Origin of the sequence: Bacillus sp. TSO22 (assembly GCF_020223595.1) — a bacterium.
Taxonomy (GTDB): Bacteria; Bacillota; Bacilli; order Bacillales; family Bacillaceae; genus Bacillus; species Bacillus inaquosorum.
This window is the reverse complement of sequence record NZ_JAHAWO010000004.1, coordinates 274,474-294,132: the sequence shown is the minus strand read 5'-3', so window position 1 is coordinate 294,132 and position 19,659 is coordinate 274,474. Positions and strand designations below refer to the sequence as shown.

Genomic DNA, 19,659 nt, shown 5'->3' with positions numbered 1-19,659 from the left:
CGGCTTTTTTCTCTTTATACTCGCAGAAACTTGCGGATGGAAGTCAGACTTCCCCATACTCCAATTACTGCGCCGATTGCAACCAGCACTAACGAAACTTGGAATACAAATGGATTATAAGGAAGAAGAGAGACAAATGATCCTTGAACCTTTGGAACGACCCATCCGATGACGTATTGATAAGTGCTCAGCACCAGTGCGATCGGAATCACAGAACCGAATACGCCAAGCAGTAATCCTTCAAGGAAAAACGGCCAGCGGATAAACCAGTTCGTCGCGCCGACAAGCTTCATGATTTCAATTTCTTTTCTTCTTGCGAAAATCGTAATTTTAATGGTGTTGGAAATTAAGAACATCGCCGTAAATACCAAGCCGATAATTAACGCGATTCCAATGTTGCGGGAAACGCCGACCACTTTAAATAAACGGCTGACCTCTTCTTTTCCGTAAGTGACTTTATACACATGATCCATTTTTTCAATCTTTTTGGCCACGTTCGGCGTATCATGCGGATCTGTCGTTTTGACGACAAACGCATCATTAAGCGGGTTTTCCTGATCCTGCATCGTCAGGGATTTACCGCTGTCACCAAAACTGTCAACCAGCTGGTCAAGCTCTTTTTCTTTTGATGAAAAAGTGACACTCTGAATGCCCTTCAATTCCTTAATATCGTTCTGCAGTTTGTCCTGTGCCTTCTGATCTGCAGTCAGATCAATCAAAACTTTAATTTCGACTTGTTTTTCAGCATTCGTGGCCATGTTATTCAAATTCAGCATAATCACTAAAAACACGCCGACTAAAATCAGCGTAACGGTTACAGCACTAATGGATGCAAACGTCATCCATGTGTTTCTCCCGAGAGATTTAAAACTCTCACGCAAGTGGCGCCCGAGAATTTTAATCATATGAACCATACTCCCCTCTTGACTCATCACGCACAATGATACCATCTTCGATTGCAATGACACGTTTCTTAATGGTGTTTACGATTTCTTTATTATGTGTAGCCATCACGACTGTTGTCCCGCGGTTATTAATTTCCTCCAGCGTCTTCATGACTTCCCAGGACGTATCGGGATCAAGGTTTCCTGTAGGTTCATCAGCAATGACAACATCAGGGTTATTCACAATTGATCTGGCAATAGATACACGCTGCTGCTCCCCGCCTGAAAGCTGGTCAGGAAATTGTCTCGCTTTATGCTTCAGCTGCACGAGATCAAGCACTTCAAGCACCCGTTTCTTAATGACAGACGGCTGTTCTCCAATCACTTCAAGGGCAAATGCTACATTTTCAAAAACAGTAAGTTTCGGCAGAAGTTTGAAATCCTGGAAGACAACGCCTATTTTACGGCGCACAAAAGGAATCTCTTTTTCTTTAATTGTCGCGAGATCTTTATGATTAAGTAAAATTTGTCCTTTTGTCGGCTTTTCTTCTCTGTATATCATTTTAATAAAAGTAGACTTACCCGCTCCGCTCGGACCGACAACATAAACAAACTCGCCGGGATGAATGGCAACAGAAATCCCATTAAGCGCTTTTACGCCGTTCGGATAGGCTTTGTATACTTCTTTCATCTCTATCATGAAATCACCTAATCTTTTATATCATTTTATGTATCACACGGTCATACTCTTCGAATGCATTCGACAATTTATGACCCACTCATTTGTTAAAAGATGAAAAATCTGAAAGTTTCATTTTTCAATACACTTCATTATACGTCAAATTTAGACATAATACTATTACAGTTTCTTTTCATTCATATTGTCATGGCATAAAAAAATCCTTGCCTGCACTGCGGCAAAGATTTCCTTATCTTACTTTTTGTCTGACAGCCATTTGGCAATAACGGCGGCTTCCTTATCATCTACAAGCCCCTTCGGCATATTGCCGCGGCCGTTTTTAATAATGCTTTCAATTTTGTCTTCGTCGTATTTGCCTCCGACCTCTTGAAGATTAGGCCCTGACACACCTTCTAAATCCTTGCCGTGGCAGCCTACGCAGCTTTGCTGATATAATTCTTCCCCTTCAGATGCAGAGGCTTCAGTCTTGCTGCCTGTATCTGTCTTCTCTTCTTTTACATCATTTGAACCGCAGGCAGCCAACAGAACAGAAAGCATAAATACAAGCATTAGTATCGATAACTTTGATTTCATGTTGAGAAGCACAACTCCTTTACGATCTCTTCTATATTATAACCTCGTTTAAGCACGTTTGAAACCCTCGCCCAGCACCTCACTTGCATCCGCCACAATCACAAAAGCTGACTCATCAATCTGTTTGACGATTTGTTTCAATTTGGTGAATTCAGTTTGCCCAACCACGCACATTAAAATTGGGCGGTCATCGTCAGTATATCCGCCGACCGCGGAAATTTTCGTCACGCCTCTGTCAATCTTCTGCAAAACGGCCTCCTTGACAGCCTGCTCCTGCTTTGTAATAATGAGCGCCATTTTTGAACGATTGAAGCCGACTTGAACGACATCAATGGTTTTGCTGGACACAAAGACGCCAAGCATGGCATATAAGCCTTGCTCAATATTAAATACGATCATAGCCGTAACGACAATCAATCCGTCAATGATTGCGAGACACGTCCCCAGCGACAGACCGGAGTACTTATGAATGATCTGTGCAGCCAAGGCCGTTCCTCCCGTCGAGCCTTTCCCTAAGTACACAATGCCAATTCCCACACCAATGCCGACACCGCCAAAAATCGCTGCAAGGAGCTCATGATGGGTGGCGGGCTGAATATCCCTTGTCAAAAACACAACAAGGGGCAAAAAAACAGAACCCGCAAGCGTCTTAAGCCCAAATTTACCGCCGAGCAAAATGACACCGGCAATAAATAAAGGAATATTAATAATCCACTGTACAAACGCTGCTTCAAAACCATATGACTGCAAAATCGTACTGATTCCGCTGACACCGCCGGCTGCAATCTTGTTTGGAAGCAAAAATACATTAAAGGACACGGCTGTAATCGCTGCTCCTATTAATATGTATACATAATCCCGCAAAACCCGAAGTGTTTGATTCCGTACATCCATCATATATCCTCCGTTTCTTCCAATGCTCTCCGATAGCATTTTAATCCTTCCCTGATTAGATGTAAATAACACCCAAACACAGTGGTAATATGCTAAAGCAGCAGTGAAATCAAGGATATGAAGGAATTAAAAAACACACCTGTATACATCAGGTGTGTTTTCTGCTTATGAAAGCTTAGAACGCAGGTAGGCATCAATAAATGTATCAATGTCTCCGTCCATTACCGCTTGAACGTTACCCATTTCTGTATTGGTCCGATGGTCTTTTACCATGGAATACGGATGGAATACGTAAGAACGGATTTGGCTGCCCCAGCCGATTTCTTTTTGTTCACCGCGGATTTCATCCAGCTCTGCCTGCTGTTCTTCAATTCTGCGCTGATACAGCTTGGCCTTCAGCATTTTCATGGCTCTTTCACGGTTTTTAATTTGTGAGCGCTCCGTTTGGCACGTCACAACCACATTCGTCGGCAAGTGAGTAATCCGAACGGCTGAATCCGTCGTATTGACGTGCTGTCCGCCCGCTCCGCTTGCACGGTACGTATCAACTTTAATATCCTCCGTACGGATATCAATATCGATCTCATCGTTAAATTCAGGCATGACTTCACACGATACGAATGATGTATGGCGGCGGCCTGAAGAATCAAACGGGGAAATCCGCACAAGACGATGAACGCCTTTTTCCGCCTTGATATATCCGTAAGCGTTGTGGCCTTTAATCAGCAATGTGACTGACTTAATTCCGGCCTCATCACCTGGAAGGTAATCGAGTGTTTCCACTTTAAAACCGCGGCGCTCAGCCCATCTAGTGTACATTCTGAGAAGCATAGAGCCCCAATCCTGTGACTCTGTACCGCCCGCACCCGGGTGCAGCTCCAAAATTGCGTTGTTTTTATCATACGGTTCACTGAGAAGAAGCTGAAGCTCAAATTCGTTGAACTCCTTAGTTAATGCCTTTAGCTCTTTCTCAAGCTCTAGCTGGAGATCCTGATCCGGCTCTTCTTTCAGAAGGTCATGAGTCATTTGCAATTCTTCATGGGATTCATTCAATTTTTTATAGGAATTGACATAATCCTTTAAACCATTCGCTTCATTTATGACCGTTTGGGCTTTCTGCTGATCATTCCAGAATTCCGGATCAGCCATTTGTTCATCTAGCTCAGCAATGCGGGCCTCCTTTGATTCGAGGTCAAAGAGACCCCCTAAAGTCCGCTAAACGAGAAGCCATATTTTCGAGCTCTGCTCTAATTTCTGATAATTCCATTCCATTCACCTCATTAAAAGATCCGCGGGCGCCACAGGCGCCGCGGTCAGTATCCTTGCCTGAGCGAACTATTCAGTCCGGCCGCAGCAATTTTTATATTTTTTCCCGCTTCCGCAGTGGCATGGCGCATTTCTGCCGATATCAACCACTTTGCGAACCGGTGCTTTCTTCGCTTTTTTGTTTTCATCGCCTTCCTGAGGCTGATGAGCCGTCGTTTGGCCTTGTACAACCTCTTCGCGCTCCAGATTGTTTTCAATCTCAGCTTTCATCACAAATTTTGCGACTTCGTCCTCAATTGATTCAATCATATGCTCAAACATCGCAAAGCCTTCCATTTGATACTCACGCAGCGGGTTCGTTTGCGCGTAAGCACGAAGGTGAATCCCTTGGCGAAGCTGATCCATCGCATCGATATGGTCCATCCATTTTGAATCGACGGCGCGAAGGACAATGACTTTCTCGAATTCGCGCATTTGTTCTTCGCCGAATTTTTCTTCTTTTTCATCATATTTGGTCATGATGCGATCCATGATGAGTTCATGCATTTCATCCGGTTCTTTGCCGAAGATGTCACTCTTCTCAAGCGCGCCTTCATCAAGATAAGTCGCGTTGACAAGCTCAACGAGACCGTCAAGCTTCCACTCCTCAGGAAGCTCTTCTCTTGGCGTATAGGCAGCAATTGCCCGTTCGAGAGAAGACTTGATCATATTTTCAACGATTTCACGCAGGTTTTCAGAGTCGATGACTTCAAAGCGCTGCTTATAAATGACCTCGCGCTGCTGGCGGAGAACGTCATCATATTGCAGAAGCTGTTTACGTGAATCGAAGTTATTTCCTTCCACGCGTTTTTGAGACGATTCAACCGCGCGGGATACCATTTTGCTTTGAATCGGAGTGGAATCATCCATACCAAAGCGGTCAAGCATCGCCATTGTCCGCTCAGCTCCGAATCTGCGCATCAATTCATCTTCCATAGAAAGATAAAATTGAGTGATCCCCGGGTCTCCCTGACGTCCAGAACGTCCCCGGAGCTGGTTGTCAATCCGGCGTGATTCATGGCGTTCCGTTCCGACAACAGCTAGGCCTCCAAGCTCTTTTACACCTTCGCCAAGCTTAATGTCCGTTCCGCGCCCCGCCATGTTTGTCGCAATCGTAACTGCGCCTTTTTGGCCGGCCTCTTCAATGATCTGCGCTTCACGTTCATGGTTTTTGGCGTTTAATACTTGATGCGGGATCCCTTTGTTTTTGAGCAGCTTAGAGATCAGCTCAGACGTTTCAACCGCAACCGTACCGACAAGAACAGGCTGTCCCGTCATGTAACGCTGTGCGACATCCTCCGCAACCGCCTTAAACTTTCCTTCCATCGTGCGGTAAATTAAATCCGGACGGTCGTCACGGACAACAGGCTGGTTAGTAGGAATTGTGACAACCTGCATGTTGTAGATGTTGCGGAATTCCTCTTCCTCTGTCTTAGCTGTACCCGTCATACCGGCAAGCTTTTCGTACATCCGGAAGTAGTTTTGGAACGTAATCGTCGCCAAGGTCATGCTCTCATTTTGAATTTCAAGCCCTTCCTTCGCTTCAATCGCCTGGTGAAGCCCCTCACTGTAGCGGCGGCCTTTCATCAGACGTCCCGTGAAGGAATCAACAATAACAACCTGTCCGTCTTCCACTACATAGTCAACGTCCTTTTGCATCGCAACGTGAGCTTTTAAGGACTGGTTGATATGGTGGTTGAGCGCGACATGCTTCACATCAAACAGGTTATCGATGCCGAATGCTTTTTCCGCCTTCGTCATTCCTTCTTCAGTAAGCTGAACAGCTTTTGTTTTGATATCATACGTATAATCCTTCTCTGCTTTTAACGTACGGACAAAAGCATTTGCCTGCACGTATAGCTTAGTGGATTTCGCAGCTTGTCCAGAAATGATAAGCGGTGTTCTCGCTTCATCGACTAAGATAGAGTCAACTTCATCTATTACCGCAAAATGAAGCGGGCGCTGAACCATCTGCTCTTTATATAGAACCATATTGTCACGCAAATAATCGAAGCCAAGCTCGTTGTTTGTGGAGTAAGTAATGTCAGCAGCATAAGCTTCCCGTTTTTCGTCTTTTGACATTGAGTTTAAATTCAAGCCGACAGTCAAACCGAGAAACTCGAAAATTTTCCCCATCTGCTCAGCATCACGGCTTGCCAAATATTCGTTGACAGTCACGACGTGTACGCCTTTACCTGTTAACGCATTTAAATAAACAGGCAGAGTAGACGTTAACGTTTTCCCTTCCCCTGTTTTCATTTCCGCGATATTTCCGTCATGAAGCGCCACGCCCCCCATGAGCTGGACTTTGAACGGAAACATGCCGGTTACGCGGCGCGAAGCTTCCCGAACAACAGCAAATGCTTCCACAAGAAGATCATCAGTTGTCGCCCCTTTTTCAAGGCGCTCTTTAAATTCAATTGTTTTATGTTTCAGCGCGTCGTCAGAGAGATTTTCATAGTCTCCGCGAATCGCATCAATATCGTTAGCTATTTTTTCGTATCTATTCAGCGTACGTTTTGTTGGATCAAACATTTTATTTAAAATTCCAAGCATTTATAACGCTCCTCTATCTTCACATGCCTGTTTTTGCAGGCATGTATAAATAATTTACTAGTCCATGTATACCTCTCATTATCATATCATACCTTTTGTTATTTCCAAAGAATTTGCAAATAAGAAAAACAAAAACCTTCCGCGGACATCACGGAAGGCTGCTCTTTATTATTCAGTCGGTTCAATCAAGCCATATTTCCCATCATTTCTGCGGTACACGACATTTGTAAGGTTTGTTTCCGCATTTGTGAAAACAAAGAAATTATGGCCGAGCATATTCATTTGCAAGATCGCTTCTTCACTATCCATCGGCTTTAAATTAAAGCGTTTCTGACGGACAATGTCCAAGCTCTCATCCTCTTCTATTTCATCCTGAACCGCAATATCTGTATCAGAGTCAAGGCCGTTTGCCAATAAATATTTTGGAGAGCCCTGTTCACGGAATTTACGGTTTACTTTCGTTTTATGCTTACGAATTTGACGTTCCAGTTTGTTTGTTGCGAGATCTATTGCGTTGTACATATCCTCGTTATGCACCTCAGACCGAAGCGCCAGATCTGTCATCGGAATCGTAACCTCAACTTTAGACTCCTTGTCATTGTAAAACTTCAAGTTGACGTTCACATCGGCATTCACGCTATGGTCAAAATAACGCTCCAGCTTGCCGATCTTCTTCTCGACATGATCCTTTAACGCGGGTGTCACTTCAATATTTTCTCCTCTGATGTTATAGTTCATCAAAGAACGCCTCCCTTTTATTAAGGATATGTATCTATTTCTCCTTTACCCTTTACAATTCCTGCTGAAACGTAAACTTTTTGTGAAAATTCAGTGAACTTTGTCGAATTGTGTTGTATTTGCTGCTATATCAGCGGTTCGGAGGTATATGTATATGCTGATGGTACGAAACAAATACCTCACCCTCGCCTAATTGATTACAAAGGGCTCCATGCATTTATGAATGGACATCATCCATTTTCTATAATGAATCAAAAAATGTTCTTTTAAATACTCACAGAACTCATGGGAGGGAAAAGAGAAAGAAACCAATTGATCAAACTCCGCAAAAATTTCGTCAAATGCTTTAACGCAAATTTCAGCGCACCGCGTATTCATAACAAAGAGAAGTGTTGAATGTGTTGAATCCAAATGAAAAAAGGCTTGGATCAGATCTTGGTAGATCCGATCCCCTTCTGTTTTTGATAAATTCTGTTCAGCCTCTATCAAATAACACAGCCCTTCCTCAATGGTAAAAAGAAGATGATAATAAGCTGATAAAAGCGTATAATCTTCAATGCTTTTCAAGGCACTCACCTATTTACGCTTGTCATAATATCTGCCGTCAATCGTGATGTTGTTATAAGGATTTAAATACGTCGTATGCATCGCACGTTTTCTTTTTACCTGCTGGAGTTCTGCTGCGATTGACTGCTTCAGTCTCTCCATTTCCTTCACAATTTGCTGATCCCATGTAAGGACTAGCTTCATCTGCTTTTGTTCCTCTTCTGAAAGCGGCAGAGATATCTCCTGAATAAGTTCAGACCGTTTAGCAACAAAGTCTTCAATTTGCTTTAAAAGTTCATCGCTTTCCGGTGTATCTTGTATGTGTGACAGCATACTCTTCGTCTCAGTGTATAGTTGATCTATGTTTTTCATGCGATCCCGCCTGATCCGTGCCGGTCCTTCCGTTCACTTTGCATAGCTTGTTTCCAAGCATCGCGAAAATCTGTTACATAACCTTCAACCTCAGCCAGCATACTCGTATCATTTTTGATATTTGCCTGTACCAATCTTCGATACATATAATCGTACATCGCACCCATGGAAGCGGAAAGCTCTATGTTACGGTTAAGCGTAAAATTTAATTCTTGAATGATATTTTGCGCTTTAATAAGATTTTCATTTTTACGTTCCATATCATCATTCTCAATCGCCTGAGATGCAAGTCTTATAAATTTCAAACAGCCATTATACAGCATAAGCGTCAGTTCACCGGGTGTAGCGGTATTTACTGAATTTTGCTGATAGGCCGTATAAGGATTTTGGATCGCCATGTGTCATCCTCCAAATTACATTTATTGTACAAGAAGCTGTGATAAATAGGACGCTTGTTCGTTCATCTTTTGAATCGCAGAATCCATTGCACTGAATTTTTTATAATAGCGGTTTTCTATGGTATTCAATCTGTCCTGCATATCGGTGATTTCAGTACTGATAGAATTCAAATTTTTCCCAATTAAATAGTCGCTAGTTCCCATTGTTGAATTACCGGCTTTTGATTCAATGCTTTTTACTGTGCTTCTCAGCGTTTCACTGATACGTTTCATAATACCTTTATCACTATAGTTGCTGTCGCTCGATCCGCTCGTAAACAAATTGGCAACACTTTGCGGATCTTCTGCTATTTTTGCTTTTAGTTTATCCTCGTCTATTTCTAAATGACCCCGTTTAAGATAAGCGCTTGAAGTAGTAATACCAAATTGTGTCAACTGATAAGATTCACCATTCGCATTTACTTGAGAATAAAAATCAGTCCGCAACTGGTTTGTCCCGGCGCTTATGCTGCTATCATTTCTAAGTAAACCGCTTTTTGCTTTTTCCTCCCAGAGTTCTACTTCTTTATCAGACATTGCTTCTTTTTGATCACTTGTCAGCGGAGTGTAATCCCTGTACTTTGTTTCTTTCAGCTTCTCATTTAGACTATCAACTAACGTGTTATATTTATCTACAAATTCTTTAATTTTGTTATAAATACCGTCAACATCCGTAGCAACGGATGTGGTAACAGGGCCAGTTGCTGCTGTTGTATTTTTTAGTGAGTACGTCACACCATTAACCGTAAAATTGTTTGACAGCTTCTCCATTTCAAAGCCATTAATCGTTACTTTTGCATTCGTTCCTTCTTTGTAAGCAGTGAGCTTATTATCAGCATCTAATGAAAAACCAAGCTGACCGGACATAAAATCAGCCGTAGCTGTGTCCGCTGCCTGTATGCTGCCTCCTGCACCTGTTGCTTTAGAAGAAAATGCAATCGTTTCTACATATTCTGTACCATTAAAAATTTTATCTTTAAATGCTGAGACTCCTAAATCCGAGGTGTTAATCTTAGAAATCACATTATCAATCGTATCGGCACTCGTCACACTGATCTTGACTGATTTTGCTGTTGTTTCACCAGGCGCAACCACGTTAAATGTCAAATTATAATCGCCTTGCGTATATCCTGAATAATTGTTTGCCTTATATGTTGCTGCTGTTGCCAAACTTGCTACTTCGACAGTAGAGGAAGAGTTTGGCGCACTAACACTTCCAGTAGCAGTCAAAACAGACTCGTTTGAACTAGTTACAGTTTTACTCTGATATACACTTGGATATGTGAGCGTATTTTGAGACATAAAGTCTTGCAATTCTTTTATTTTTGAGTTTACTTCACGATAGCTGTCACGTTGCCATTCGAGAAGCTGCTTTTTTTGCGTCAATTTATCAAGCGGCACTCTTTCTGTCTGCATCAGCTTTGATACGATATCATCTATATCCATTCCTGACGCCAGACCTGTTATTCTCGTGACCATTTCAAACCACTCCTAATCTACTTTTTTTCATCTACAAATAATCCAATAAATTCAGTCATAGCCGCATAAAAATCAAGCCACCGTTTTGGCGGAATTTCGCGGATGACTTCATTTGTAGAGTCCTCTATTACCTTTACATAGTATTCATTTAACTTTTCATGGAGCTCAAACTTCAGGTGAACTTGCGAAGGTTCCAAAAGCTTGTTCATTTCCCCTACCATTTCAACAAGATGGGTATATGAAACTTGATGAATAGGAACCTCACTCTCATGATCTTTCTGATTATGTATTTGAGTATCATAACGATCCCAAACAGGTTGTAACGTAGTGAGCCTTTCAATGTTCAATTGATCATCCCCTATGCCCCAATCTATCGTTTATATCGACTAAGTCGAGATAAGATTACACATATTTTTGGAAAAAAACTCATCCGTTTTAGATTTCTTGTTTGGAAATACATTTATAAAAAGTTAGTGGAGAATCCGGTTATTATATCATGAGTTAGTGACAGCAAGGGGAATGGTTTGGAGTTAGAAATATAAAATAAAAGACCCCGGCTAACGCCAAGGTCCTTTTTAAAATTAACGTAACAATTGAAGTACGTTTTGTGGCTGTTGGTTCGCTTGAGCAAGCATAGCTTGAGAAGCTTGAGAAAGAATGTTGTTCTTTGTGAACTCGCTCATCTCTTTAGCCATGTCAACGTCACGGATACGAGACTCAGCAGCTGTCAAGTTTTCACCAGAAGCGCTTAAGTTGTTGATTGTGTGCTCAAGACGGTTTTGTACCGCACCAAGCTTAGCACGCTGAGAAGAAACTTGGTTGATCGCTTCATCAACAATTTTCAATTGATTATCGAAACCAATATCAGCTGTATCTGCTGCATTATCAGCGAATTTTGTTACATCAAGATCATTAACAGAATGAAGAGCTGCAATTGAACCATCAGCTTCTTTAATTCCAAGAGCGTCAGCACCCATATCCTCAATATTTACAGAGATTTGCTGTGTAGCATTTGCTCCGATTTGGAAAACCAAGTTCTTTTGATTTGCAGGAGTAGCTGTGTCAACTTTGTAAGTGCCATCTAGCAATTTCTTACCGTTGAATTCTGTACGATTTGAAATACCATCGATTTCATCTGTTAAAGCTGAAATTTCATCTTGAATAGACTGCAAGTCAGTTGCTTTGTCCTGAGTACCAGTGTTTCCTGCTTGAACAACTAGTTCACGAACACGTTGAAGGATCGCATGAGTTTCAGTCAATGCACCCTCAGCTGTTTGGATAAGAGAGATTCCGTCTTGAGAGTTTTTAGAAGCCATTTCAAGACCTCTGATTTGTCCTCTCATTTTTTCAGAGATCGCAAGACCTGCTGCGTCATCTCCCGCACGGTTGATACGAAGACCTGAAGAAAGTTTCTCCATGTTTTTTTGGCTCGCACTGTTGTTTGAAGACAAACGGTTCAGTGTGTTAAGCGCTGCGATATTGTGGTTAATTCTCATTGTTTTGTTCCTCCCTGAATATGTTTTTAGGCACGTCCTTGTGCCACATTTTTTGTAACTGGCGGAGTATTTGCGTCTCATCCCGGCTACATCATTAATATCGGATTGTCTCTGATTTTGTTAATACAAAAATAAAAAAATCCTCACTTTTTTTGTGAGGATAATGCGGAGATCACATCGCTGGATAACGCTGCTGCACGGTTATTTTCTTCCTGAATGGTCAAGTAAATTTCTTTTCTGTGAATATCAATATGCTTTGGGGCTTCAATTCCAAGTTTCACTTGATCACCCTCAACCGCAATCACTTTTACTTCAATATCAGCACCTATTTGAATCGCTTCATTTATTTTCCGCGATAAAACTAGCATGATTCTCCTCCAATCGGATGTTTTGTCGTATATGAGGAGTCGTGTAAAACGACTTGCTTAGCCATCATGTTCTTGCGATTCACAATAATGGGGGCCAATAAATTGGCAGTAGATTTTTCGAATGGCTCTGCCATGGTCAAGATTGTCATGACTTCTACGTCTTCAATATTATCGATATCCAAAAGTTCAGCAGTTGATTCATCAAGGTCAAACTCATAATTCTTAAAAAAGATGAACGGACTTACAACGATGAACGCAAGATTTTCTGAAGTGACGGACTGCAGTGCCACGAATGGAGAGTCTTCTGAAAGCGGAAGAATGACGAACTGTTTTTCTTCTAAAAAGCCTGGAATCCCGTTTTCAAAAAGAATGATTTGTTCTTCTTTTACGTTCATTTGGCCATGGTACTTAGTATGAATGATCATTGTTCACGATCCTTTTCTTTTTACTTTTCGAGTTATTCTTTCGGGTATTCTACATCTATATTTAAATCAGGGTATTGGAGCATGTCAACCTTAACGTTCCCCGGCGTATATTCAACAATTGGTTTATGCGGTTCAGCCTGAATAACAGGCTTTTGCGGCGTAATCTGAATATCAAGCTGTGACGGGGTATATTGTATTTTCACCCTTGAAAGAGAAGGAGCATAATTTTCGCCTAATTGAATTTGGTGCATCTCAGAGTTCCTCTTTGCTTGTGAAGCGATTGGGTTCCCCTTATTTTCAATTCTCATAAGCTCGTCCCCTTCTTCTGCAGTACGGGCTATTCCCTCCATGACATCCTCATGTCCTTGCTGGGCGGCTTCTTCGATTCTTTTGAATATATGTTTTCTGTCTAATTCTTCCCATGCTTGCGTTTGGTCAATCGTGAGTTTTCCAGGTGTCACCGATATTTCCATTTCCGCGCTTGGCTGTTCGATATCTAAATCGGCTTGCGGCTGCTCCATTTTTAAGCTGGCAGGCGTCGTTGTTAAACCAATTTTCCCTTGAACACTATGCATAATCAATCTGGGAATTTGCATCACTCTACCTCCTAAACTATAAAAAAAGCGAACTCCTGAGAGCCGCTTACTTTAAAAAGTCAATCAATGTAGGCTGAACAATTTGCGCATTTACAGCCAGAGTAGCCCTATGCACGCTTTGCTGCGCAATAAATTCAGTTATTACTTCTTCCAGTTCTACATCTTCATTGTCTGATAACACTTTTGTAGCTGTTTCTTCCTGAGCTGAGAGTCTTGTATTAATCAGTTCAAGACGATTATACCTCGCTCCAAGATCAGAACGTTCAGCACTCATGCCCTCAGAAAATTGTTCAATATCATTTAAAACGCTATCCATGCCATCTAGTGAACCTGAACTAAGTGCTTTCTCAAATGAGTCAAGCATTTCAAACACATTCTGTCCGCTTTCAGAAGTGCCCCCAAAAGCTGACTTTGGATCTGAATTCACTTTTAATGTCATATTATTAGAGATATTGACAATGACATCAGCAGTATCAGAGATTGTAAAAGTTCCGTCTCCGTTATCTGTAACGGGAGGCTTGTCTGAGTTTGTGCCATTAAAGATATATCTGCCGTTCACTTGTGTATTCGCAATATTTAAAAGCTGTTCCTTTAACTGCTTCACTTCTACACCAATTGCTTGCCGCTCCGCTTCACCATTTGTGTCATTTTGAGCTTGAACAGCTAATTCTTTAACTTTTGTTAATATGTCAATTCCTTCAGTAATGTTCGTCTCTGTGTTTTCGAGCCAGGTAAAGGCCTGAGAAGCATTATTTTGATATTGCTGCACTTGAGACAATTGCGTATTATATTTTAAGCTTTTCATTGCTACTACAGGATCGTCGGACGCTTTTGAGATTTTTTTCCCTGATGAAATCTGTGATTGAAGTTTATCCAGCTTCGAGTAGCTTGAACCGATATATCTCAATGAGTTTTGCTGAATCATGCCTTGTGTTACTCTCATTTGATCTACCTACCTTCCTCCGACACCCATGCCATTGATTACTTTATCGAGTATTTCGTCTTGTAAAGTGACCATTCTCGCAGCAGCATTGTATGCGTGTTGGAATTGAATCATATTCGTCATTTCTTCGTCTAAAGAAACTGCGCTCATTTGCTGACGGTTTATGTCAGCGTCATTAAGCTGTGTTTCTGTATTAGACGCCAGGCGATTAGCTTCTTGTGCTTTAATTCCAAGCTCGCCAATCAGCCCTGCATAGTAATCTAACACACTTGTTTTTTTACCATTAATGGTTATATCACCGGTTAAAACATTCGCTAAATTTGTTGCATTTGAATTATCGTTGGCTGCGCCAGTCAGTGAGAAAGCAATGTTTGCGCCTTTTGAATCTAATATGCTGTCAGCAACTTTAATCTTGCCTGCTGCTCCTTTTGCAGTTTCACCGTTGGTAAAATCAAAAAAGTCCCCGCCTTGTTCTCCGCTCTTGGTCAAACCATTTCTGTGCACCTCATTAAAAGCTTTTGCGAATTCAAGCGCCATATTATCAAGGTCAGAAAGCATGTCCGGGTATATGCCCTTTTCTTGGCCGTCTGCTGTTACATACCCGTAAGACTCTATAAATCCTAAAAGGGATCCCTTACTGCTGAATGACTCAGCCTGTACAGCAGTGTCTCCGATTGAAATACTTGATACTAACCCAGTTTCATTATCATAGTTGGCTGCAAGTTCTGAAACCTCGTAATTTTTACCGTCCAAAACAGTTCCCAGAGACTGTTTATTCTTATCAAGGATTTCAATGGAAACAGTCCCTTCAGCAGAAGCAAGCGCATTCCCGCCTGATTTGTTGTAGCTGACCTTGATATCAACCATTGAGGATAATTTATCTATCAGCAAATCTCGCTGATCATATAAACCATTCGGAAGAAGCCCGACCGGTTCTACTTGTGCAATTTGTTTATTTAAACTGTTTAATTGAGAAAGCAGAGAATTGACATCCAACACAGTCGTATCTAGCTCTGCTTTTAAGTTCGATTGAACATTTGTAAGTGATTCAGAAATATAATTAAACGTTTCTGCTACAGCTTTCCCTTTTTGAGCAACAACAGAACGCGCGCTGTCTTCGTTTGTATTATTCGATAATTCCTGCAGGGAATTCCAAAACGAATTGAGCACACTGTTTAAGCCGCTGTCATCCGTCTCATTTAAGATGCCTTCCATTTGGGACAGAGCTTTAGCTTTCGTGTCGTAGTATCCGGCACTGTTGTTTTGAAGACGGTATTGGTAGTCAAGAAAGATATCTCTTATTCTCTCAACTGACTTCCCTTGAACACCGGTTCCCATTTGTCCTGCGGTTTTTTCTGCGTTTTTGGATACAGCAGGGAAATAGTCGGTTGCTTCCAATGAGACTCGCTGTCTTGTATAACCATCAGTATTGGCATTTGCCACGTTATTTGCAGTAGTGCTTAACGCTGCCTGCTGAGCGCTTAACGCCCGCCTTGCAGTTTCAAGCCCCATAAAGGTAGATGTCATATTCTGAATTCCTTTCTGCTAAGCTTTTGAATCAAATAGTTTCATTCGGCTGCTCTTCGGAAGCTCAGCTTTAATTGATTTGCTATAATTGAAGTTGTTTTCCTTAGGAACCAGCGTATCGTATGAAATAGAGATGAATTGCAGCGCGTCTCTCGTCAGCTGCCTATTCATCTCATTCACTTCTTTCAGTCGTCCGAGAACTTTAGAAAGAGATTCATATAGTTGTTCCAGCTCTTCCTTTTCACTGCCAGAGGTTTTGGCGATACATGCGGAAATGGTGTTATTTTCGCTGTATCCGAGAAAGGCAGAAGTTGCTTTGATACGGTCATCTTCTGTCTGCCCGATAGCTTGAATATATTTTTGCTCTTTTGTCAAAATGTTAGAAAGCTCTTTTGTTTTGCCGCCTTTGAGCGCTTCCGTCTTTTCCTCAGACAGCGTGAGCAGGTGCTCATGCAGAACGCAAAGTCGCTTCAATTGTTCAATAATTGGCTTTGCTGACATGGGCTTTCTCCTTTTTTATTGCTTTTTATAAAAATTAATCATATTTTTCGCTACATGATTTGCGTCTACTTTGTATGACCCGTTTTCAATTTGCGCTTTAAGCTGCGCAATTTTTTCCTGGCGTGAACCAGTGACTGCGTCGGATGCATTTTGCATTTCTTTAGCCTGTGATGAAATTTCAATTTTATCTTGAGGCTGTGCAGCAGTTTTTTGCACCGCTTGCTTTTCATAATTTTTTTGGTATGGATTAACGGATTGTGTTCCAAATTGATTGATTTTCATAGGATTCCTCTCGCTTTCCGTTGCAGTCTTTAAACAATCTAACCCTTTTATCGACTGCGTTTTCAGTTAGTTTAGGGAATCAATTGTTTTTGGTATTATAGGCATAGTATGTGTCTTTTTTACTATTTTCTCTCTCTGTTTTCAGTGCGTCCTCGTGGTCCAAATGATCCATTTGAGCCTTTAAATCGGACTGACAAGCCTTGCAGAACTTGCCTTCCCGAATCGATGTCCCGCACCTTTCACAAGGGTATGCCAAATTGGGAAGATGAGTGATTTGAATGCGTTTTTGCCTGATGAATTTCAATATCAGCTCTTCTTCTACACCTGTTTCCTCGGTTATGCGGCTCAAAGTTGATTGCCGGTTTTCCTGTTTCCTTAAAAACTTATATACAATCTCAAATGATTTTTCTTCTTCCTTAATACACGCCTGACATACGGTTTGCAGCTTTGTTTTTAAAAATAAAGCATTGCATTTCGGACAATTCGCCAGTTCTCCCATCTTTTTTCTCCTTATTCGATAATATGCCTGTGTTAATTTCTAGTGATTATATCGGCATAAAAACAGAATCATTTAGCTTCTGATCAAGGTAAAAGATGCCACTGAACGGGCTTTTCCTTTCTCTAATAAACAGCGGGCTGCAAAATTCAAAGTGGCGCCTGTTGTATAAAGATCGTCTATTAAAATGATATTCATACCTTCGGCTGAGTTGTTTTTTGTATCAAAAATACGCTCCGAAAGCAGGCGTTCTGTTTTCTTTTTCTTAGACTGTTTCTCATTATTGAGGCGGATGAGGGGATGGTGGATAGGACGGTCTAAGCATTCTGCCAGGAGCTGCGCCTGGTTAAATCCACGCTCTTCTTCCCGTTCCTTGCTCAGCGGAATAGGAACGAGAACAAAATGCTTATCGGGGTAAACCTCTGAGAAGGTTGAAGAAAAATCGCTTTTAAATGCATTTATGATTTCTGCATCTCCTCTAAATTTAAAACGGGAGAGCGTTTCTTTCATCATTTCATTATATGTGTAAACTGAACGGTTTTGGCGGAGCAGCAAACTGTCACTGACCCTTGATTTCCACACCTCGCAATCTCTGCATACCGAATGAACGGATTGAGGTCTGCCGCACAAGGTGCAGATTTGTCCTGTGATTTTCTTAAATTTGCTTCTGCAGGAATGACAGACCTTTTCGTCCGGCTTTAATAAAAAAAGGGCGCTCCATGTAACAGCTTGAGAAAATTGTGAATCGCACAATAGACAGATCAGTTTATGATTACCTCCTCCTGCTTCGTTTGGCATAAATCGCTTGGACTCTCTGATACCACAGCAGCAGATTCAGCCAAAATTACAAGCATAGCCGTGTTTTTTTGTTTATCTACCAGCTCAGCTTTCGTATATGCGATCTTTTTAAGATCAGTGACATAGGATGGCTTTACTTTGTTTAAAGAAAGTGCCAATACATCGTTTTTACATACTTGGCAAGTGCAAGTCATATGAAGCTGGTCCATATATCGGTCGAGCAGTTCTTTCATTACGATTTCTTTTGAATTGACAAGCATTTTTACAGCTCCTCATCATCGGTTATATGAGTATACTGTACCATGTTTTCAAATAATGGCTAGTCTGTTCATTCATTTTTTGCTGCCAAGTCATTCATTTCTTTTATATGCCTTCTTGCATCCAGCATACTCTTTGTTTTTCCGTAGTGAAAGAAAATGACATCACCATCCGCATGCTCTTTATGCCGCCCGGTTCTTCCTGCAATTTGAACAAGTGCGCTTTCCGTAAAGATAGGTGATTCTGCCCCTAATACACCTGTCTGCACCTTTGGGACCGTGACGCCTCTTTCTAGTATTGTTGTTGTGAGTAAGAGATCAAGCTGGCCGTCTCTGAATTGCTGTACTTTCTCTTTTCTTTGCTTATCTTCCGCATGTACAGACGCAATTCTGCAATTAACATCTTTAAAGCATGCAGCTGCCTTTTTCAGAACAGAAACGGAGGGAACAAATAAAAAAACAGGCCTCCCCTCTTTCACATGAAACGCTATCCATCTCTTTACTGCTGACGGAACTTTGTTTCGATTTAATTTCTTTTTCCAGTTTCCGCACCATACAAAGCGCGGTTCTGGCAAAGGTTTTTTGTGGTGTCTTGCTGGAATCCGAACTGAGTGTAGCTGTCCGTTCAGTGTTTTTCTTTTTAATTCTTTAGGGGGTGTTGCACTTAGGTAAACAAGAGTGCTGTTTTTCTTTCTTGCTTTTTGAACAGCGAATTGAAGAGTTTGATCAGCAGAATACGGAAAAGCATCAACTTCATCAACGATCATGACGTCGAATGCGTCTTTATATCGCAAGAGTTGATGTGTAGTGGAAATCATAAGCGGAGATAACCGCCCTTTGTCCTCGCTTCCTCCATAAAGCGCTGAAATGCCAGCACCCTGAAAGGCAGCCTTGAGTCTCGGAGCTAGCTCTAATACAACATCGGTGCGGGGTGTCGCAATACAAACACGCAGTCCTTGATTTAACGCGGATTCTATACCGGGGAATAGCATCTCTGTTTTGCCAGCACCGCAAACCGCCCAGATGAGGAGCTCTTCTTTTTTTGATATGGCCTCAATTAAGACATTGGCAGCTTTTTGCTGTCCGCTTGAGAGCTGGCCATTCCACGTAAGCTTGATAGGCTGCCAATTGGGCTCATCTTCCTCTATCCATGAATATAAAGGAACATCTTCACTCACTCTGCCCATCATGACACAAGAACGGCAATACAGCTGATTCTTTCCAGATGAATGATAAAAAGAAAAATACCGCTGGCCATTTTGGCCGCACCTATTACACCTATACCCCCGTTTATTTACGGATATAGAGTTTTGAGCGGCGATATAGCCATTTTTGATATGCCATTCAATCATCTCATCGGAAAATGGGAGTTCAGTTCTGAGCAACTGACGGCTTTGAAGCGTCTGCTGCAATTCTTTTGAGAAAGAAATGTTCTTTTCAGCTGGCACAATCAGCATAGCACCGCCTCCTTTCGAGACAGTATGCC

The 19,659-nt window shown here is 41.7% G+C and carries 24 protein-coding genes; all 24 read right to left on the bottom strand.

Features of this window, described 5'->3' with window-relative positions; translation table 11 throughout:
- Positions 1 to 14: 14 nt before the first annotated feature.
- Positions 15 to 905, bottom strand: coding sequence for a permease-like cell division protein FtsX (ftsX, locus tag KHQ79_RS06445; protein ID WP_032731804.1), 891 nt, complete (start codon positions 903 to 905; stop codon positions 15 to 17).
- Positions 898 to 1,584 carry a cell division ATP-binding protein FtsE gene (ftsE, locus tag KHQ79_RS06440; protein WP_003235431.1) on the bottom strand — a complete coding sequence of 229 codons (687 nt, stop codon included), beginning with the start codon at positions 1,582 to 1,584 and terminating at the stop codon, positions 898 to 900. The genes ftsX and ftsE overlap by 8 nt, the downstream gene beginning before the upstream one ends.
- Before the next feature lie 234 nt (positions 1,585 to 1,818).
- Positions 1,819 to 2,157, bottom strand: coding sequence for a cytochrome c551 (gene cccB / locus KHQ79_RS06435; RefSeq protein WP_225514469.1), 339 nt, complete (start codon positions 2,155 to 2,157; stop codon positions 1,819 to 1,821).
- 48 nt (positions 2,158 to 2,205) lie between these two features.
- On the bottom strand, positions 2,206 to 3,051 hold the full coding sequence (locus KHQ79_RS06430) for a YitT family protein (protein WP_019259595.1): 846 nt from the start codon (positions 3,049 to 3,051) through the stop codon (positions 2,206 to 2,208).
- Positions 3,052 to 3,216: 165 nt separating this feature from the next.
- Positions 3,217 to 4,318, bottom strand: a protein-coding gene (prfB, locus tag KHQ79_RS06425) for a peptide chain release factor 2 (protein ID WP_100206186.1) whose coding sequence is annotated in 2 segments (ribosomal slippage) — positions 3,217 to 4,245 and positions 4,247 to 4,318 — 1,101 coding nt in all. Because the reading frame shifts where the segments join, the coding sequence is not laid out codon by codon here.
- Between the two features lie 68 nt (positions 4,319 to 4,386).
- Positions 4,387 to 6,912, bottom strand: coding sequence for a preprotein translocase subunit SecA (gene secA / locus KHQ79_RS06420; RefSeq protein ID WP_084995355.1), 2,526 nt, complete (start codon positions 6,910 to 6,912; stop codon positions 4,387 to 4,389).
- Between the two features lie 168 nt (positions 6,913 to 7,080).
- The gene (gene hpf / locus KHQ79_RS06415; protein WP_003235436.1) at positions 7,081 to 7,650 is read right to left on the bottom strand and encodes a ribosome hibernation promotion factor; all 570 of its coding nucleotides are present in this window, start codon (positions 7,648 to 7,650) and stop codon (positions 7,081 to 7,083) included.
- A 189-nt stretch (positions 7,651 to 7,839) separates the two neighbouring features.
- Positions 7,840 to 8,217: a DUF8042 domain-containing protein gene (locus KHQ79_RS06410; protein ID WP_019259597.1), complete on the bottom strand. Its 378-nt coding sequence runs from the start codon at positions 8,215 to 8,217 to the stop codon at positions 7,840 to 7,842.
- Between the two features lie 9 nt (positions 8,218 to 8,226).
- Complete coding sequence (fliT, locus tag KHQ79_RS06405; RefSeq protein WP_003235438.1) at positions 8,227 to 8,568, bottom strand: flagellar protein FliT; 342 nt, start codon at positions 8,566 to 8,568, stop codon at positions 8,227 to 8,229.
- Positions 8,565 to 8,966 (bottom strand): flagellar export chaperone FliS, encoded by a 402-nt coding sequence (fliS, locus tag KHQ79_RS06400; protein WP_019259599.1) that lies wholly within the window; start codon positions 8,964 to 8,966, stop codon positions 8,565 to 8,567. Before fliS ends, fliT begins: the two co-directional genes overlap by 4 nt.
- Before the next feature lie 21 nt (positions 8,967 to 8,987).
- Entirely contained in the window at positions 8,988 to 10,484 is a 1,497-nt protein-coding gene (locus KHQ79_RS06395; protein ID WP_225514467.1) for a flagellar hook-associated protein 2, read from the bottom strand.
- Positions 10,485 to 10,501: 17 nt separating this feature from the next.
- A complete protein-coding gene (flaG, locus tag KHQ79_RS06390; RefSeq protein ID WP_225514465.1) occupies positions 10,502 to 10,831 on the bottom strand; it encodes a flagellar protein FlaG in 330 nt (109 codons plus the stop codon).
- A 234-nt stretch (positions 10,832 to 11,065) separates the two neighbouring features.
- The gene (gene hag / locus KHQ79_RS06385) at positions 11,066 to 11,980 is read right to left on the bottom strand and encodes a flagellin Hag (protein ID WP_225514463.1); all 915 of its coding nucleotides are present in this window, start codon (positions 11,978 to 11,980) and stop codon (positions 11,066 to 11,068) included.
- A gap of 143 nt (positions 11,981 to 12,123) precedes the next feature.
- Complete coding sequence (gene csrA, locus KHQ79_RS06380) at positions 12,124 to 12,348, bottom strand: carbon storage regulator CsrA (protein ID WP_003235443.1); 225 nt, start codon at positions 12,346 to 12,348, stop codon at positions 12,124 to 12,126.
- Positions 12,342 to 12,773 carry a flagellar assembly protein FliW gene (fliW, locus tag KHQ79_RS06375; RefSeq protein ID WP_014115344.1) on the bottom strand — a complete coding sequence of 144 codons (432 nt, stop codon included), beginning with the start codon at positions 12,771 to 12,773 and terminating at the stop codon, positions 12,342 to 12,344. Before fliW ends, csrA begins: the two co-directional genes overlap by 7 nt.
- A gap of 32 nt (positions 12,774 to 12,805) precedes the next feature.
- Entirely contained in the window at positions 12,806 to 13,369 is a 564-nt protein-coding gene (locus KHQ79_RS06370; RefSeq protein ID WP_225514461.1) for a DUF6470 family protein, read from the bottom strand.
- Between the two features lie 46 nt (positions 13,370 to 13,415).
- Positions 13,416 to 14,312 (bottom strand): flagellar hook-associated protein FlgL, encoded by an 897-nt coding sequence (flgL, locus tag KHQ79_RS06365; protein ID WP_225514460.1) that lies wholly within the window; start codon positions 14,310 to 14,312, stop codon positions 13,416 to 13,418.
- A 9-nt stretch (positions 14,313 to 14,321) separates the two neighbouring features.
- The gene (gene flgK, locus KHQ79_RS06360) at positions 14,322 to 15,839 is read right to left on the bottom strand and encodes a flagellar hook-associated protein FlgK (RefSeq protein ID WP_133485813.1); all 1,518 of its coding nucleotides are present in this window, start codon (positions 15,837 to 15,839) and stop codon (positions 14,322 to 14,324) included.
- Between the two features lie 18 nt (positions 15,840 to 15,857).
- Positions 15,858 to 16,340 carry a flagellar protein FlgN gene (gene flgN / locus KHQ79_RS06355; RefSeq protein WP_003235451.1) on the bottom strand — a complete coding sequence of 161 codons (483 nt, stop codon included), beginning with the start codon at positions 16,338 to 16,340 and terminating at the stop codon, positions 15,858 to 15,860.
- Positions 16,341 to 16,355: 15 nt separating this feature from the next.
- Positions 16,356 to 16,622, bottom strand: a complete 267-nt coding sequence (flgM, locus tag KHQ79_RS06350) for a flagellar biosynthesis anti-sigma factor FlgM (RefSeq protein ID WP_003235453.1) — start codon at positions 16,620 to 16,622, stop codon at positions 16,356 to 16,358.
- Between the two features lie 79 nt (positions 16,623 to 16,701).
- Positions 16,702 to 17,121, bottom strand: a complete 420-nt coding sequence (locus KHQ79_RS06345; RefSeq protein ID WP_003235455.1) for a TIGR03826 family flagellar region protein — start codon at positions 17,119 to 17,121, stop codon at positions 16,702 to 16,704.
- Positions 17,122 to 17,193: 72 nt separating this feature from the next.
- On the bottom strand, positions 17,194 to 17,916 hold the full coding sequence (locus KHQ79_RS06340; protein ID WP_225514458.1) for a ComF family protein: 723 nt from the start codon (positions 17,914 to 17,916) through the stop codon (positions 17,194 to 17,196).
- Positions 17,880 to 18,176 carry a late competence protein ComFB gene (gene comFB, locus KHQ79_RS06335; protein WP_225514456.1) on the bottom strand — a complete coding sequence of 99 codons (297 nt, stop codon included), beginning with the start codon at positions 18,174 to 18,176 and terminating at the stop codon, positions 17,880 to 17,882. Before comFB ends, KHQ79_RS06340 begins: the two co-directional genes overlap by 37 nt.
- 68 nt (positions 18,177 to 18,244) lie before the next feature.
- Entirely contained in the window at positions 18,245 to 19,627 is a 1,383-nt protein-coding gene (gene comFA, locus KHQ79_RS06330) for an ATP-dependent helicase ComFA (RefSeq protein WP_225514853.1), read from the bottom strand.
- Positions 19,628 to 19,659: the final 32 nt, after the last annotated feature.